10 protein-coding genes and 3 rRNA genes are annotated in these 17,072 nt (G+C 67.1%); 8 read left to right on the forward strand and 5 right to left on the reverse strand.

Annotated features, from left to right (window positions below; all coding sequences use genetic code 11):
- Positions 1 to 31: 31 nt before the first annotated feature.
- From manA to BJ965_RS23360, 4 genes are all read left to right on the forward strand, one after another.
- Positions 32 to 1,183, forward strand: coding sequence for a mannose-6-phosphate isomerase, class I (gene manA / locus BJ965_RS23345; protein ID WP_184910444.1), 1,152 nt, complete (start codon positions 32 to 34; stop codon positions 1,181 to 1,183).
- A 152-nt stretch (positions 1,184 to 1,335) separates the two neighbouring features.
- Positions 1,336 to 2,310 carry a cation diffusion facilitator family transporter gene (locus BJ965_RS23350; RefSeq protein ID WP_184910445.1) on the forward strand — a complete coding sequence of 325 codons (975 nt, stop codon included), beginning with the start codon at positions 1,336 to 1,338 and terminating at the stop codon, positions 2,308 to 2,310.
- Between the two features lie 326 nt (positions 2,311 to 2,636).
- Complete coding sequence (gene ahcY / locus BJ965_RS23355) at positions 2,637 to 4,094, forward strand: adenosylhomocysteinase (protein WP_184910446.1); 1,458 nt, start codon at positions 2,637 to 2,639, stop codon at positions 4,092 to 4,094.
- A 133-nt stretch (positions 4,095 to 4,227) separates the two neighbouring features.
- The gene (locus BJ965_RS23360; RefSeq protein WP_030844655.1) at positions 4,228 to 4,842 is read left to right on the forward strand and encodes a hypothetical protein; all 615 of its coding nucleotides are present in this window, start codon (positions 4,228 to 4,230) and stop codon (positions 4,840 to 4,842) included.
- A gap of 50 nt (positions 4,843 to 4,892) precedes the next feature.
- Here BJ965_RS23360 and BJ965_RS23365 read toward each other — a convergent pair whose 3' ends face one another.
- Positions 4,893 to 5,870 (reverse strand): RDD family protein, encoded by a 978-nt coding sequence (locus BJ965_RS23365; RefSeq protein ID WP_184910447.1) that lies wholly within the window; start codon positions 5,868 to 5,870, stop codon positions 4,893 to 4,895.
- Positions 5,871 to 5,998: 128 nt separating this feature from the next.
- Here BJ965_RS23365 and BJ965_RS23370 point away from each other — a divergent pair, with 128 nt between their 5' ends.
- The 4 genes from BJ965_RS23370 (at position 5,999) to rrf (ending at position 12,733) form a co-directional block, all read left to right on the forward strand.
- The gene (locus tag BJ965_RS23370; protein ID WP_184910448.1) at positions 5,999 to 7,006 is read left to right on the forward strand and encodes a stage II sporulation protein M; all 1,008 of its coding nucleotides are present in this window, start codon (positions 5,999 to 6,001) and stop codon (positions 7,004 to 7,006) included.
- A gap of 576 nt (positions 7,007 to 7,582) precedes the next feature.
- Positions 7,583 to 9,108: ribosomal RNA gene (locus BJ965_RS23375) — 16S ribosomal RNA — on the forward strand.
- A gap of 302 nt (positions 9,109 to 9,410) precedes the next feature.
- Positions 9,411 to 12,530, forward strand: a 23S ribosomal RNA gene (locus BJ965_RS23380).
- 86 nt (positions 12,531 to 12,616) lie between these two features.
- Positions 12,617 to 12,733 (forward strand): 5S ribosomal RNA (gene rrf, locus BJ965_RS23385).
- The 16S, 23S and 5S rRNA genes sit together here, the layout of an rRNA operon.
- Before the next feature lie 78 nt (positions 12,734 to 12,811).
- On the opposite strand, the gene BJ965_RS23390 is transcribed toward rrf, so the two are convergent.
- Genes BJ965_RS23390 through BJ965_RS23405 form a run of 4 tightly spaced genes read right to left on the reverse strand, consistent with a single transcriptional unit; the run spans position 12,812 to position 17,071 of the window.
- Positions 12,812 to 14,122, reverse strand: coding sequence for a DUF58 domain-containing protein (locus BJ965_RS23390; RefSeq protein WP_184910450.1), 1,311 nt, complete (start codon positions 14,120 to 14,122; stop codon positions 12,812 to 12,814).
- Entirely contained in the window at positions 14,122 to 15,111 is a 990-nt protein-coding gene (locus tag BJ965_RS23395) for an AAA family ATPase (protein WP_184910452.1), read from the reverse strand. The genes BJ965_RS23390 and BJ965_RS23395 overlap by 1 nt, the downstream gene beginning before the upstream one ends.
- The gene (locus tag BJ965_RS23400) at positions 15,111 to 16,307 is read right to left on the reverse strand and encodes a DUF4350 domain-containing protein (RefSeq protein WP_184910454.1); all 1,197 of its coding nucleotides are present in this window, start codon (positions 16,305 to 16,307) and stop codon (positions 15,111 to 15,113) included. The genes BJ965_RS23395 and BJ965_RS23400 overlap by 1 nt, the downstream gene beginning before the upstream one ends.
- A complete protein-coding gene (locus BJ965_RS23405; protein ID WP_184910456.1) occupies positions 16,304 to 17,071 on the reverse strand; it encodes a DUF4129 domain-containing protein in 768 nt (255 codons plus the stop codon). The genes BJ965_RS23400 and BJ965_RS23405 overlap by 4 nt, the downstream gene beginning before the upstream one ends.
- Between the last annotated feature and the right edge of the window lies 1 nt (position 17,072).

Genomic DNA, 17,072 nt, shown 5'->3' on the forward strand with positions numbered 1-17,072 from the left:
GCCCGCACCCCGCACACCCAGAGAGAACGCCATGGACCGCCTCGACAACACCGTCCGCCCCTACGCCTGGGGTTCCCCGACCGCCATCCCGCAGCTGCTCGGCGTCGAACCGACCGGCGAACCGCAGGCGGAGATGTGGATGGGCGCCCACCCCGGCGCACCGTCGCGCACCGACCGGGGCACACTCGTCGAGGTCGTCGACGCCGACCCCGAGAAGGAACTCGGGCCCGCCACCGTCGCCAGGTTCGGCCCCCGGCTGCCCTTCCTCCTCAAGATCCTCGCCGCCGGCGCCCCGCTCTCCCTCCAGGTTCACCCCGACCTCGCGCAGGCCAAGGAGGGCTACGCGGACGAGGAGCGGCGGGGCATCCCCGTGGACGCCCCGCACCGCAACTACAAGGACCCCAACCACAAGCCCGAACTGATCTGCGCCCTCACCGAGTTCGACGGCCTGTGCGGCTTCCGCGACCCACTGGAGGCCGCGGCCCTCCTCGACGACCTCGGCGTCGACTCCCTCAAGCCCTACGTCGACCTGCTGCACGCCCACCCCGAGGACGCCGCCCTGCGCGAAGTCCTCACGGCGATCCTCACCGCCGACCCCGACGAGATGTCCCGAACCGTCGCGGAAGCGGCCACCGCCTGCACCCGCCTCGGCGGCGCCTACGCTCCCTACGCCGACATCGCCCACCACTACCCGGGCGACCCCGGCGTCATCGCCGCGATGCTGCTCAACCACGTCCGGCTCCAGCCCGGCGAGGCCCTCTACCTGGGCGCCGGCGTCCCGCACGCCTACCTCGACGGCCTCGGCGTCGAGATCATGGCCAACTCCGACAACGTCCTGCGCTGCGGCCTGACCCCCAAGCACGTCGACGTCCCCGAACTCCTGCGCATCGTCCGCTTTTTCCCCAGCGACCCCGGCGTCCTGCGCCCCGAGGCCTCCCCGGACGGCGAGGAGGTCTACGAGACCCCCATCGACGAGTTCCGCCTCTCCCGCTTCGTCCTGCCCGAGGCGGGCGCCGCCCACGACCTCACCCGCCCGACCCCGCAGATCCTCCTCTGCACGGCCGGCACCGTCCGGGCCGGCGAGCACGACCTGACCCCCGGTGAGTCCGTCTTCGTCCCGGCCGGCGAAAAGGCCGAAGTGTCCGGAACGGGAACGCTCTTCCGGGCCACCGTCGTCGCCTGACCGTTTCGACGGCCCCGTGCCGGTGACCTGACTCACCGCCACCGCGGCGGGCTGCAACAATGGCCCACCGTCAAGCACGGGCAAAGCCACGGGCGCTCACCAAGGCGAGCGCCCGGGCCCTGAAACGGCGTACGAAGGGACAACGCGGACATATGAGCGCGTCAGGCGGAACCAAGGCGATCGTGGCGGCACTGGCCGCCAACCTCGCCATCGCGGTAGCGAAGTTCGTGGCGTTCCTCTTCAGCGGCTCGTCATCGATGCTCGCCGAGTCCGTCCACTCCCTCGCCGACTCCGGCAACCAGGCACTGCTCCTGGTCGGCGGCAAGAAGGCGAAGCGCGAGGCCACCCCGGAACACCCCTTCGGCTACGGCCGTGAGCGCTACATCTACGCCTTCCTCGTCTCCATCGTCCTCTTCTCGGTCGGTGGCATGTTCGCCCTCTACGAGGGCTACGAGAAGATCAAGAACCCCCACGAGCTGACGCACTGGTACTGGCCCGTCGGCGTCCTGGTCTTCGCGATCATCGCCGAGAGCTTCTCCTTCCGGACGGCCATCAAGGAGTCCAACCCCCTGCGCGGCAGCCGCTCCTGGAAGGACTTCGTCCGCCACGCCAAGGCCCCCGAGCTCCCCGTCGTCCTCCTGGAGGACCTCGGCGCCCTCGTCGGCCTCATCCTCGCGCTCGGCGGCGTCGGCCTCGCCCTCCTCACCGGCGAGAGCGTCTGGGACGGCATCGGCACCCTGTGCATCGGCGTCCTGCTCATCCTGATCGCCCTGGTCCTGGCCGCCGAGACCAAGTCCCTGCTGCTCGGCGAGTCCGCCGGCCTCGAGGAGACCCGGAAGATCGAGGCCGCCGTCGTCGACGGCGACACCGTCACCCGCGTCATCCACATGCGCACGCTCCACCTCGGCCCCGAGGAACTCCTCGTCGCCGCCAAGATCGCCGTCCGGCACGACGACACGGCCACCGAGATCGCCGCCGCCATCGACGCCGCCGAGGCCCGCATCCGCGACGCCGTCCCGATCGCACGCGTGATCTACCTCGAACCGGACATCTACAGCGAGCGCGAAGCCGCCAAGGGCCCCGACCCCGAGGCCACCCCGGGCGGCCCGGCCCCCTCGGCCCACTGACCCCTCCACCAGCGCCCACGGGGCCCGCCGGACCATCCGGCGGGCCCCGTCGCCGTGCCCGGTCCGGCTACACGATCACCGGAGGGATTCCGGTGCGGGCTGGGGTTCGCGCCTGCCCCCGGTGTAGCTTGGGACGGAGCCAGACGTCGCTGCTGATGGCGGTCGGGCGGTCCCACCGCGGACCGGCCGAGGGAGAGAGGGCCTCCGACGGACTGCGCTGCGCGCACGCGGGCATGCCTGTGTCCTCTTTTCGGGGCACCCCTGTGTCCGACCGCCGCGCAGACCAGCCGTACCCACCTCGCCCCAACCCCGAGGAGCAGCTCGCAATGACGACTGTCGAAAACCGACAGGACTTCAAGGTCGCCGACCTCTCCCTGGCCGCGTTCGGCCGCAAGGAGATCACCCTCGCCGAGCACGAGATGCCGGGCCTGATGGCGATCCGCAAGGAGTACGCCGAGGCGCAGCCCCTGGCCGGCGCCCGTGTCACCGGCTCCCTGCACATGACCGTGCAGACCGCCGTGCTCATCGAGACCCTGGTCGCCCTCGGCGCGCAGGTCCGCTGGGCCTCCTGCAACATCTTCTCCACCCAGGACCACGCGGCCGCCGCCATCGCCGTCGGCCCGAACGGCACCGTGGACAACCCCCAGGGCGTCCCGGTCTTCGCCTGGAAGGGCGAGACCCTGGAGGAGTACTGGTGGTGCACCGAGCAGGCGCTGACCTGGCCGGACAGCCCCACCGGCGGCCCCAACATGATCCTGGACGACGGCGGCGACGCCACCCTCCTCGTCCACAAGGGCGTCGAGTACGAGAAGGACGGCAAGGTCCCCTCGCCCGACACCGCCGAGTCCGACGAGCACCGCGTCATCCTCGAACTGCTGAACCGCACCATCACGGACGGCTCGCAGAAGTGGACCCAGCTGGCCTCCGAGATCCGCGGCGTCACCGAGGAGACCACCACCGGCGTCCACCGCCTGTACGAGATGCAGCGCGACGGCGTCCTGCTGTTCCCGGCGATCAACGTCAACGACGCCGTCACCAAGTCGAAGTTCGACAACAAGTACGGCTGCCGCCACTCGCTCATCGACGGCATCAACCGCGCCACCGACGTCCTCATCGGCGGCAAGACCGCGGTCGTCTTCGGCTACGGCGACGTCGGCAAGGGCTGCGCCGAGTCCCTGCGCGGTCAGGGCGCCCGCGTGATCGTCACCGAGATCGACCCGATCTGCGCCCTCCAGGCCGCCATGGACGGCTACCAGGTCGCGACCCTCGACGACGTGGTCGAGACGGCCGACATCTTCATCACCACGACCGGCAACAAGGACATCATCATGGCCTCGGACATGGCCAAGATGAAGCACCAGGCCATCGTCGGAAACATCGGCCACTTCGACAACGAGATCGACATGGCCGGCCTCGCCAGGATCCCCGGCATCGTCAAGGACGAGGTCAAGCCGCAGGTCCACACCTGGACCTTCCCCGACGGCAAGGTGCTCATCGTCCTGTCCGAGGGCCGCCTGCTGAACCTGGGCAACGCCACCGGCCACCCGTCGTTCGTGATGTCCAACTCCTTCGCGGACCAGACCCTGGCCCAGATCGAGCTGTTCACCAAGCCCGACGAGTACCCGACCGGCGTCTACGTGCTGCCCAAGCACCTCGACGAGAAGGTCGCCCGCCTCCACCTCGACGCGCTCGGCGTGAAGCTGACGACGCTGCGCCCCGAGCAGGCCGAGTACATCGGCGTGCAGGTCGAGGGCCCGTTCAAGCCGGACCACTACCGCTACTGAGCCGAGCAGCACCGCTGCCGCGTTCGCAGCCGGTCGGATCTCCGAGGCAGGCCCCCGCACCCCCGTGCCGGGGGCCTGCCCCGTTCGACGGGCCGGCGACGACCGGCCCAGCCCGTCAAGACCCAGGACCCCCATGCCCCGCGGCCGCTATTCGCTCCACGATCCGCACGATCACACCCCCCTCGCAGAAGAACACTTCCAGTGCGCCCCCGGCCCCTCCGGCTGGCGCTACGTCTCCCAGCTGACCACCCCCGCAGGCGATCACCACGGCTCCGTCGACCTCACCCTCGACGAACTGGGCCGCCCCATCCGCCTCGAACTCCACGCCGCCGCCTGGCAGGTCCGCGGCGCCGCCCTCGACGGAGTCACCTGGGTCCGCACCGACCCCACCGGGACCGACGCCACCGAAGGCAATGTGCGCGCCCACGCCTTCACCGGTACCTCCCCGGCCTTCCTCGTCGCCACTGCCCGGCTCCTGCGCCTCACCCCCTCCGCAGCCGCCACCCGCGTACGCCTCGTCGCCTTCACGGACCCGGTCCTCGCCCCACGCACCGTGGACCAGTCCTGGGCCTTGGTGAAGAGCGAAGCACACGCCACTGACAACGGCCCCTTGGCCGTGGACGAATACCAGGTCACAGCGTTGGACACGGGCGAGCAGCACACCGTGCACATCGCCGGGGACGTAGTGCTCGCGGCCCCCGGCATCGAGCTCGAAGACCTGGAATCACCGCCGTCGGTGTTCACCTGAAACAGCCAGCCACGCCGGGGTCGGCAGGCTCCCGCAGCCGGTGCCCCGCACTAGGCCGGCGGCACGAACCCGGTACCGGGCCGTTCGCCGGCCGGACCCGCGGGACCCGCCGAGCCCGCCGGTGACTCCGTGCGCCGCTCCTCGACGGACGGCCCGGAGGCCACGCCGGGCGCCCCAACCGGCGGTCCGTGGCCGGCGGGAGTCCCGCCACGAGCCTCGGGCGAGACCGCTCGGCCATGCGTCACCGGGACGGCGGCGGATGTGGCCGCGCGGCCCGCATCGTCTCCGAAAGCCCGCCTGGCTTCCCGCGCCTGCCGTTCCTGCACGACCGCCGCCAGATACGCCGCCGGCGGCACACCCTGCGGCACCGGAGCCCCTGTCCGCTCCGCCAGATCCGACGCCAGCCGCTCCGCCATCGACCAGCCCACCTGCGGATCCAGCTGCTGCATACGCGTCAGGTACTGCCGGACGGCGAGCCACAACCCGTCCGGCACCGCCGACAGATCGAGCCCCGAGAACCGCCCCGCAAGCCACGGCGGCGGAGGCGGCACGAAACCGGTCCGCGTGACCGGAATCCGCTCCCGCACGACGAGCGTCCCCGCGAACACATCCCCCAGCCGCCGCCCGCGCGCCGACACGAACGAGGCGATGCAGGCGACGATCCCGAAGGTCATCAGGATCTCGATCACCCCGATCAAGCCCCTCACCAGCGCATGCCGGAAGCGGATCGGGCCCCCGTCGTCCCGCACGACACGCAGCCCGCACGCCAGTTTCCCGAGCGACCGCCCGTGGCTGAGCGTCTCCACCGCGATCGGCCCGCCCACCAGCACGAGAACGAACGTCGCGATCGACAGCGCCGTCTGCGCCGCCTCGTCGAGCGAGGCCGTGGACGTCACCAGCACGATGGTCACCGCGACGTAGACCGCCATCGCCGCCACCAGATCGAGCAGCACGGCCAGCGCCCTGCTGGGCAGCCTCGCGGGGCGCAGCTCCAACGCCACAGCCTCGCCCGTCACCAGCTCACTCACGCCCGCCGTCCTTCCCCTGCCCTGCCCCCGACAGGGCCAGTCTGCCAAGCTGAGGGCGCATCGCACCGTAGTACGACAAGCTGATCCACGACGAGCCTCCGACGACCAGCCGAGGAGCAGGCACACCGATGGACCTCGACGTCTTCGTCTCCGCCCACCGAGCGGAGTGGGACCGCCTCGAAGCCCTCCTCCGCCGCCGGCGCCGCCTCAACGGCGCCGAGGCCGACGAACTCGTCACCCTCTACCAGCGCACGGCGACCCACCTCTCCCTGATCCAGTCCAGCGCCCCGGACCCGCAGCTGACCGGAAGGCTCAGCCAACTGGTGGCACGCGCGCGTAGTGCCGTGACAGGCACCCGACGCGCCTCCTGGCGAGACGTCACCAGCTTCCTGACCCACGGTTTCCCCGCGGCCGTCTACAAGGCACGCCACTGGTGGGTGCCGACAGCGCTCCTGTCGACGGCAGTCGCCGCCCTCCTCGGCTGGTGGATCGGCACGCACCCCGAGGTCCAGGCCTCCATCGCCGCCCCGAGCGAACTCCGCGAGCTCACCCGTCCCGGCGGCCAGTACGAGACGTACTACTCCAGCCACCCGGCCGCGAGTTTCGCCGCCCAGGTCTGGACGAACAACGCCTGGGCGGCCGCCCTCTGCCTCATCCTGGGGGTCTTCCTCGGACTGCCGGTCCTCTGGATCCTCTTCCAGAACATGCTCAACCTCGGCATCGGCGTCGGCCTGATGTCCTCGGCCGGCCGCCTCGACACGTTCCTGGGCCTGGTCCTCCCGCACGGTCTCCTCGAACTGACCGCTGTCTTCGTCGCAGCCGGCACGGGCCTGCGCCTGGGCTGGACACTGATCGACCCCGGCCCCCGGACCCGGCGCACGGCTCTGGCGGAAGAGGGCCGAGCCGCCATAGGCATGGCCATGGGCCTCGCCCTCGTCCTCTTCGTCTCCGGCGCCATCGAAGGCTTCGTCACCCCGTCCGGTCTCCCCACCTGGGCCCGCATCACCATCGGCGTCGCCGCCGAAGTGGCTTTCCTGGCCTACGTCTACGTCCTGGGCGGCCGTGCCGCACGCGGGGGAGAGACCGGCGACGTCGAGGCGGCGGAACGCAGCGCGACCGTCCCCACAGCCGCCTGATCGTTCGTCCCACCGCCGGATGTGCAACCACTGCCGTTCAGCTGCTAGTGTCCTCTTCGCCCCACAGGAGCCGTTGACACGGCAAGTGAGGGGAGGTAGATTTGAACAGTTGTCTGGAGATGGGCTCTAGTCCCAGACCAGCGAGAGTGAACATCTATCTGCTTCTTGAAACGCTGATTTCATTGAAGCCTCTCCCGATGATTCGGAAACGAGCGGCCGGTCAATCCGGCCCGAAACTTCTGATAAAGTCGGAACCGCCGGAAAGGGAAACGCGAAAGCGGAAACCTGGAAAGCACCGAGGAAATCGGATCGGAAAGATCTGATAGAGTCGGAAACGCAAGACCGAAGGGAAGCCCGGAGGAAAGCCCGAGAGGGTGAGTACAAAGGAAGCGACCGTTCCTTGAGAACTCAACAGCGTGCCAAAAGTCAACGCCAGATATGTTGATACCCCGTCCATCGGATCACCGATGGTCGAGGTTCCTTTGAAGAAAACACAGCGAGGACGCTGTGAACGGTCGGGCCTATTCCGCCTGACTGTTCCGCTCTCGTGCGTGTCATCCCGATTACGGGAAAACATTCACGGAGAGTTTGATCCTGGCTCAGGACGAACGCTGGCGGCGTGCTTAACACATGCAAGTCGAACGATGAACCACTTCGGTGGGGATTAGTGGCGAACGGGTGAGTAACACGTGGGCAATCTGCCCTGCACTCTGGGACAAGCCCTGGAAACGGGGTCTAATACCGGATACTGACCATTGCAGGCATCTGTGATGGTCGAAAGCTCCGGCGGTGCAGGATGAGCCCGCGGCCTATCAGCTTGTTGGTGAGGTAGTGGCTCACCAAGGCGACGACGGGTAGCCGGCCTGAGAGGGCGACCGGCCACACTGGGACTGAGACACGGCCCAGACTCCTACGGGAGGCAGCAGTGGGGAATATTGCACAATGGGCGAAAGCCTGATGCAGCGACGCCGCGTGAGGGATGACGGCCTTCGGGTTGTAAACCTCTTTCAGCAGGGAAGAAGCGAAAGTGACGGTACCTGCAGAAGAAGCGCCGGCTAACTACGTGCCAGCAGCCGCGGTAATACGTAGGGCGCGAGCGTTGTCCGGAATTATTGGGCGTAAAGAGCTCGTAGGCGGCTTGTCACGTCGGTTGTGAAAGCCCGGGGCTTAACCCCGGGTCTGCAGTCGATACGGGCAGGCTAGAGTTCGGTAGGGGAGATCGGAATTCCTGGTGTAGCGGTGAAATGCGCAGATATCAGGAGGAACACCGGTGGCGAAGGCGGATCTCTGGGCCGATACTGACGCTGAGGAGCGAAAGCGTGGGGAGCGAACAGGATTAGATACCCTGGTAGTCCACGCCGTAAACGGTGGGCACTAGGTGTGGGCAACATTCCACGTTGTCCGTGCCGCAGCTAACGCATTAAGTGCCCCGCCTGGGGAGTACGGCCGCAAGGCTAAAACTCAAAGGAATTGACGGGGGCCCGCACAAGCGGCGGAGCATGTGGCTTAATTCGACGCAACGCGAAGAACCTTACCAAGGCTTGACATACACCGGAAACGTCTGGAGACAGGCGCCCCCTTGTGGTCGGTGTACAGGTGGTGCATGGCTGTCGTCAGCTCGTGTCGTGAGATGTTGGGTTAAGTCCCGCAACGAGCGCAACCCTTGTCCCGTGTTGCCAGCAGGCCCTTGTGGTGCTGGGGACTCACGGGAGACCGCCGGGGTCAACTCGGAGGAAGGTGGGGACGACGTCAAGTCATCATGCCCCTTATGTCTTGGGCTGCACACGTGCTACAATGGCCGGTACAATGAGCTGCGATACCGCGAGGTGGAGCGAATCTCAAAAAGCCGGTCTCAGTTCGGATTGGGGTCTGCAACTCGACCCCATGAAGTCGGAGTCGCTAGTAATCGCAGATCAGCATTGCTGCGGTGAATACGTTCCCGGGCCTTGTACACACCGCCCGTCACGTCACGAAAGTCGGTAACACCCGAAGCCGGTGGCCCAACCCCTTGTGGGAGGGAGCTGTCGAAGGTGGGACTGGCGATTGGGACGAAGTCGTAACAAGGTAGCCGTACCGGAAGGTGCGGCTGGATCACCTCCTTTCTAAGGAGCACTTCTTAACCGGGCTTGCCTGGTTCAGAGGCCAGTACATCGGCGAATGTCTGATGCTGGTTGCTCATGGGTGGAACGTTGACTATTCGGCATACTTGATCGTCTTCTCCTTCTAGTACTGCTCTTCGGAGTGTGGAACGTTGAGGGGAGCGGGGAGTGTGTCGGGCACGCTGTTGGGTGTCTGAGGGAATGGTTTTCCTCAGTCGCCGGCCCCAGTGAACTCGCCTGTAGAGGGCGGGGTGATGGGTGGCTGGTCGTTGTTTGAGAACTGCACAGTGGACGCGAGCATCTGTGGCCAAGTTTTTAAGGGCGCACGGTGGATGCCTTGGCACCAGGAACCGATGAAGGACGTGGGAGGCCACGATAGTCCCCGGGGAGTCGTCAACCAGGCTTTGATCCGGGGGTTTCCGAATGGGGAAACCCGGCAGTCGTCATGGGCTGTCACCCATGCCTGAACACATAGGGCATGTGGAGGGAACGCGGGGAAGTGAAACATCTCAGTACCCGCAGGAAGAGAAAACAACCGTGATTCCGGGAGTAGTGGCGAGCGAAACCGGATGAGGCTAAACCGTATACGTGTGAGACCCGGCAGGGGTTGCGTATGCGGGGTTGTGGGATCTCTCTTCTGTTGTCTGCCGGCAACAGGACGAGTCAGAAACCGTTGATGTAGGCGAAGGACATGCGAAAGGTCCGGCGTAGAGGGTAAGACCCCCGTAGTCGAAACATCAGCGGCTCGTTTGAGAGACACCCAAGTAGCACGGGGCCCGAGAAATCCCGTGTGAATCTGGCGGGACCACCCGCTAAGCCTAAATATTCCCTGGTGACCGATAGCGGATAGTACCGTGAGGGAATGGTGAAAAGTACCCCGGGAGGGGAGTGAAATAGTACCTGAAACCGTGTGCCTACAAGCCGTGGGAGCGTCGGAATGAAGCTTGCTTCATTCTCGTGACTGCGTGCCTTTTGAAGAATGAGCCTGCGAGTTTGCGGTGTGTTGCGAGGTTAACCCGTGTGGGGAAGCCGTAGCGAAAGCGAGTCCGAATAGGGCGTTTCAGTAGCACGCTCAAGACCCGAAGCGGAGTGATCTAGCCATGGGCAGGTTGAAGCGGAGGTAAGACTTCGTGGAGGACCGAACCCACCAGGGTTGAAAACCTGGGGGATGACCTGTGGTTAGGGGTGAAAGGCCAATCAAACTCCGTGATAGCTGGTTCTCCCCGAAATGCATTTAGGTGCAGCGTCGTGTGTTTCTTGCCGGAGGTAGAGCACTGGATAGGCGATGGGCCCTACCGGGTTACTGACCTTAGCCAAACTCCGAATGCCGGTAAGTGAGAGCGCGGCAGTGAGACTGTGGGGGATAAGCTCCATGGTCGAGAGGGAAACAGCCCAGAGCATCGACTAAGGCCCCTAAGCGTACGCTAAGTGGGAAAGGATGTGGAGTCGCAGAGACAACCAGGAGGTTGGCTTAGAAGCAGCCACCCTTGAAAGAGTGCGTAATAGCTCACTGGTCTAGTGATTCCGCGCCGACAATGTAGCGGGGCTCAAGCGTACCGCCGAAGTCGTGTCATTCACACAATAGGGCCAACGCCTGTGTGGATGGGTAGGGGAGCGTCGTGTGCCGGGTGAAGCAGCCGCGGAAGCGAGTTGTGGACGGTTCACGAGTGAGAATGCAGGCATGAGTAGCGATACACACGTGAGAAACGTGTGCGCCGATTGACTAAGGGTTCCTGGGTCAAGCTGATCTGCCCAGGGTAAGTCGGGACCTAAGGCGAGGCCGACAGGCGTAGTCGATGGATAACCGGTTGATATTCCGGTACCCGCTGTGAAGCGTCAAACATCGAGCATCGTGATGCTAAGGCCGTGAAGCCGCCCTGGAGCCTTCGGGCAAAGGGGAGTGGTGGAGCCGCCGAACCAAGCGGTTAGTAGGTGAGTGATGGGGTGACGCAGGAAGGTAGTCCATCCCGGGCGGTGGTTGTCCCGGGGTAAGGGTGTAGGACGTCAGGTAGGCAAATCCGCCTGACATGTGTCTGAGACCTGATGCCGAGCCGATTGTGGTGAAGTGGATGATCCTATGCTGTCGAGAAAAGCCTCTAGCGAGTTTCATGGCGGCCCGTACCCTAAACCGACTCAGGTGGTCAGGTAGAGAATACCGAGGCGTTCGGGTGAACTATGGTTAAGGAACTCGGCAAAATGCCCCCGTAACTTCGGGAGAAGGGGGGCCACGTCTGGTGATCCGTTTTACACGGTGAGCTGGGGGTGGCCGCAGAGACCAGCGAGAAGCGACTGTTTACTAAAAACACAGGTCCGTGCGAAGCCGTAAGGCGATGTATACGGACTGACGCCTGCCCGGTGCTGGAACGTTAAGGGGACCGGTTAGCTCCATTTCGGTGGGGCGAAGCTGAGAACTTAAGCGCCAGTAAACGGCGGTGGTAACTATAACCATCCTAAGGTAGCGAAATTCCTTGTCGGGTAAGTTCCGACCTGCACGAATGGCGTAACGACTTCTCGACTGTCTCAACCATAGGCCCGGTGAAATTGCACTACGAGTAAAGATGCTCGTTTCGCGCAGCAGGACGGAAAGACCCCGGGACCTTTACTACAGTTTGATATTGGTGTTCGGTTCGGCTTGTGTAGGATAGCTGGGAGACTGTGAACTCTGGACGCCAGTTCAGGGGGAGTCGTCGTTGAAATACCAGTCTGGTCGTGCTGGATGTCTAACCTGGGTCCGTGATCCGGATCAGGGACAGTGTCTGATGGGTAGTTTAACTGGGGCGGTTGCCTCCTAAAGAGTAACGGAGGCGCCCAAAGGTTCCCTCAGCCTGGTTGGCAATCAGGTGTTGAGTGTAAGTGCACAAGGGAGCTTGACTGTGAGACCGACGGGTCGAGCAGGGACGAAAGTCGGGACTAGTGATCCGGCGGTGGCTTGTGGAAGCGCCGTCGCTCAACGGATAAAAGGTACCCCGGGGATAACAGGCTGATCTTCCCCAAGAGTCCATATCGACGGGATGGTTTGGCACCTCGATGTCGGCTCGTCGCATCCTGGGGCTGGAGTCGGTCCCAAGGGTTGGGCTGTTCGCCCATTAAAGCGGTACGCGAGCTGGGTTTAGAACGTCGTGAGACAGTTCGGTCCCTATCCGCTGTGCGCGTAGGAATATTGAGAAGGGCTGTCCCTAGTACGAGAGGACCGGGACGGACGAACCTCTGGTGTGCCAGTTGTTCTGCCAAGGGCATGGCTGGTTGGCTACGTTCGGGAGGGATAACCGCTGAAAGCATCTAAGCGGGAAGCCTGCTTCGAGATGAGTATTCCCACCTCCTTGAGAGGGTAAGGCTCCCAGTAGACGACTGGGTTGATAGGCCGGATATGGAAGCACGGTAACGTGTGGAGTTGACCGGTACTAATAGGCCGAGGGCTTGTCCTCAGTTGCTCGCGTCCACTGTGTTGGTTCTGAAACCACGAACAGCCCCACGTTGCCACAGCGTGGTGCGGCTGACAGTTTCATAGTGTTTCGGTGGTTATAGCGTAGGGGAAACGCCCGGTTACATTCCGAACCCGGAAGCTAAGCCTTACAGCGCCGATGGTACTGCAGGGGGGACCCTGTGGGAGAGTAGGACGCCGCCGAACAATTTTTGGGAAAACCCCCGCATCTTCGGATGCGGGGGTTTTCTGCGTTCAGGGCCCCCTTTCGGGGGCTTTTATGTGTTACAGGCGTCCCGATGCCTTCAATGCCAGATAAGCGTCCGCGAGTGCCGGCGCGAGATCGTCCGGTGTGGCGTCGACGACCGTGACGCCGTGGCGGCGGAGTTGTTCTGCCGTGCGGTGGCGTTCCGACTGGGCCTGGGCGGCTGCGGCAGCTTCGTAGACGGCGTCGACACCGCCACGGGCCCTCGCCATGTCGGTGATGTGCGGGTCGGCCACCGATGCCAGCAACACCGTGTGGCGCTGGGTGAGCTGGGCCAGGACCGGGAACAGGCCCTCTTCGACGGGAGCCGCGTCCAAGGTGGTGAGCAGGACGATCAGGGAGCGGCGGGGAGACGTACGGAGAGCAGTGGCTGTGAGACCTCGCGCGTCCGTTTCGACGAGTTCTGGTTCGAGCGTGGCCATCGCGTTGACCAGGGCGGGAAGGACGTCGCCCGCGGCGCGGCCCTGGACCAGGGCGCGGACTCTACGGTCGTAGGCGAGGAGGTCCACGCGGTCGCCGGCGCGGGAGGCGAGGGCTGCGAGGAGGAGGGCCGCGTCCATCGAGGCGTCGAGACGGGGCGCGTCGCCCACGCGGCCGGCCGAGGTGCGGCCGGTGTCGAGGACCAGGAGGATGTGGCGGTCGCGCTCGGGGCGCCAGGTGCGTACGGCGACCGTGGTCTGGCGGGCCGTGGCGCGCCAGTCGATGGAGCGCGTGTCATCGCCGGGGACGTACTCGCGCAGGCTGTCGAACTCCGTGCCCTCGCCGCGGGTGAGGACGCTGGTGCGGCCGTCCAGTTCGCGAAGGCGGGCCAGTTTCGAGGGCAGGTGCTTTCGGCTGGTGAACGGGGGCAGGACGCGAACCGTCCAGGGAGCGCTATGAGTGCCCTGGCGGGCGAACAGGCCGAGCGGGCCGTACGAGCGGATCGTGACGCGGTCCGCCCGGCGGTCGCCCCGGCGGGTGGGGCGCAGGCGGGTCGTGATGCGGCGGCGTTCGCCCGGCGGGACCGAGAGGCGGTGACGGGAGGCCGTCGTTTCCGTGCCGGGCTGCCAGCTGCTGGGGGGCCAGGCGTCGCGGAGCCGGGCGCGGAGCGGGCGGCCGGACGGGTTGGTGATGGTCAGGGTCACGTCCGCCGTGTCGCCGAGGCGTACGGAGGTGTCGCCGGAGCGGGTCAGGCCGAGTCGGCGTACGGGGGCGGCCAGCGCGAAGTCGCAGGCGCAGGCCACGGCCAAGGGGGCGTTGACCGCCAGGATGCCCGTCCAGCTGGGCTCCCAGATGCCGACGGGGAGGGAGCCCAGGGCCGCGAGGAGGGCGGCGCGTCCGGTGAGTGCCATCAGCGGGGGACGGGGACGTGGGCGAGGATCGCGTTGATGACGGAGTCGGCCGTCACGCCTTCCATTTCGGCCTCCGGGCGGAGCTGTACGCGGTGGCGGAGGGTGGGGAGGGCGAGGGCCTTCACGTCGTCGGGGATGACGTAGTCGCGGCCGGTCAGCCAGGCCCAGGCGCGGGCGGTGGCCAGGAGGGCCGTCGCGCCTCGGGGTGAGACGCCGAGGCCGAGGGACGGCGACTCGCGGGTGGCGCGGCAGATGTCGACGACGTAGGCGGTGATCTCCGGGGAGATCGTCGTCTTGGCGACCGCTGCGCGGGCCGCCTCCAGGTCGGCCGGACCCGCCACGGGGCGTACGCCGGCGGCGTGGAGGTCGCGTGGGTTGAAGCCCTCCGCGTGGCGAGTGAGGACGTCGATCTCGTCCTGGCGGGACGGGAGGGGGATGGTGAGTTTGAGCAGGAAGCGGTCCAGCTGGGCTTCCGGGAGGGGGTAGGTGCCCTCGTACTCGACCGGGTTCTGGGTCGCTGCGACCAGGAAGGGGTCGGGGAGGGGGCGGGGGGTGCCGTCGACGGTGACCTGGCGTTCCTCCATGGCTTCCAGGAGGGACGACTGGGTCTTGGGGGGCGTGCGGTTGATCTCGTCGGCGAGGAGGAGGTTGGTGAAGACCGGGCCGGGCTGGAAGGAGAACTCGGCGCTGCGGGTGTCGTAGACCAGGGAGCCGGTCACGTCGCTCGGCATGAGGTCGGGGGTGAACTGGACGCGTTTGGTGTCGAGTTCGAGGGCGGAGGCGAGGGCTCGGACCAGGAGGGTCTTGGCGACGCCGGGGACGCCTTCGAGGAGGACGTGGCCGCGGCAGAGCAGGGCGACGACGAGGCCGGTGACGGCGGGGTCCTGGCCGACCACGGCCTTGGCGATCTCGGCGCGCAGGGCCTCCAGGGCGTCGCGGGCGGTGCCCGGGTCCCCGGTCTGCCCGGCGTTGTCAGTGGTCGGGTCCATCATGGACGGCGTACCTCTCTTTCGAGGGCGTCGAGTCGGTCGGCGAGTGCGATGAGTGCTGCGTCGTCGCTGGGCGGTGGTCCGAAGAGGAGGGCGTGCTGGTCCCTGCCGTCGCCGTGGAGGTGGGCGGACAGGGCGGGGAGCAGGGATTCGGGCGTGTGCGCCTGAGTGACGGGGACACCTACGAGGGGGGCGAGGCGGGTGCGGGTGGTGGAGCGAAGAGCGTCGGCCGCGCGGTCGCGGGCGTCGGTCTTGCGGTAGAGGCGGGCGCGGCCTTCGGCGGTTTCGGAGGCGCGGATCGCGACGGGGAGTCTTTCGGGCACGAGGGGGCCCAGTCGGCGTGCCCTCCAGAGGGCGGCCAGGGCTGCGGCGACGAAGAGTTGCAGGGTGCCCCAGAGCCAGCCCGAGGGGAGCAGGTCGAAGAAGCCGCGTTCGTCGTCGGTGTCGGTGGCCGACGTGTCGGAGAGCGAGGGGAGGTACCAGACCAGATGGGGGCGGGAGCCGAGGAGTTGGAGGGCGAGCGAGGCGTTGCCCTGCTCGTCGAGGCGGTCGTTGAGGAGGATGTCCGGCGCGCCGAGGGCGATGGTGTCGCCGTTCCCCTTCTCGTCCGGGAGTCGGAGCAGGGTGGCCAGGCGTTCGCTGGGGTAGCAGGCGTCGGCGCCGAGGTGGGTGGTGGTGTAGCGGACGCCGCCCGTGTCGGCGGTGCCTGCGCGTCGGGCGGCGGGCAGGGCGCAGTCGGGGGAGAGCGTCGAGTCGAGGCTGGTGGCGGGGTCTGCGGTGACGCCGGGGGCGAGCCGTTCGATGGAGGCGCTGCCGGACGCGACCAGGACGGTGCGGCCGTGGGAGTCGGCGAACGCGCGGTGCAGCCGGGTCTGCTGACCGGGGGTCAGCAGGTCGGGGGTGGCGACCAGGAGGGTCGTGTCCGGGCCGGCCGCGGTGGCTGCCTCGTCCAGGGTGGTGACCACGCGGGTGTCCACGCCCCGGTCGGCGAGGAGTTCGGCGATGGCGCGGCTGCCGCCCGGGTCGGCGGAGCGCGGGTCGAGTTCGCCGTGGCGGGCGTCGGAGCGGACGACGGCGATGGCGACGGCGCCCGCGAGGAGGATCACGAGGGCGAGCGCGATGCCGCGCGCGCGGGTCCACACTTGGCGGGCGGTGGGCGAGGCCGAGGTGGGTGTGAGGGTGGCCTCGGTGGTCATTCGGCGGCTCCCTGGCGGGTGGTGGGGGCCGTGGTGGCGCCGCTCGTCGCGAGCTGGGGCTTGGTGCGTTCCAGTTCGCGGTCGAGATCCGCGATGCGATGGTACGACTGTTCGGTCGCCGAGCGGCCGCCGTATGTGACGTCGTCGAAGTCGCGGGCGGCGATGCGCAGTCGGTCGGTGTGGGCGGGCAGGGCCCGGCCGGCTTCGGCTGCGGCCTCGTCGGCGGTGCGGCCGGGGCGGACGTCGAGGAGGGCGCGTTCCTCCAGGGCGCGGACGAGGGCCCGCATGCGTTCCTGGACGGCCTGGTTCCAGTGGCCCTGGGCGGCGTGTGCCTCGGCGGCGGCGCGATGCTCTGCGGCGCTACGGGGGCGGTCGTCGAACAGGGTTGCGGACGAGGTGGGTTGGCGGCGCGGGGTGCCCAGGCGCCACCACAGGGCGGCCAGGACGACGATGACGGCCAGGATGATGACGATCAGGCCGAGTGCGCCGCCGGGGGTGGCGGTCGAGGCGGCGTTGAAGAGTTTGCCGAGCCAGTCCCAGAAGGCGTCGAGGGCGCGCTGGAACAGGCTGGGGTCGTTGTCGTGGTACATCCGCTTGGACAGCTCGCGCCGGGCCGCCTCCCGCGCGGGGTCGCGCGGGATGGTGAGGGGCGGCTCGTCGGCGGAGCGGGCCGGCGACAGCAGGGAGGTGTCGCCGGCGCTCAGCAGCGTCCGTATGCCGGCGCGTGGCAGCGCCGTTGTGAGAAGGTCCCCCGCCCGGCTCACC

Origin of the sequence: Streptomyces luteogriseus (genome assembly GCF_014205055.1) — a bacterium.
GTDB classification, from domain to species: Bacteria; Actinomycetota; Actinomycetes; order Streptomycetales; family Streptomycetaceae; genus Streptomyces; species Streptomyces luteogriseus.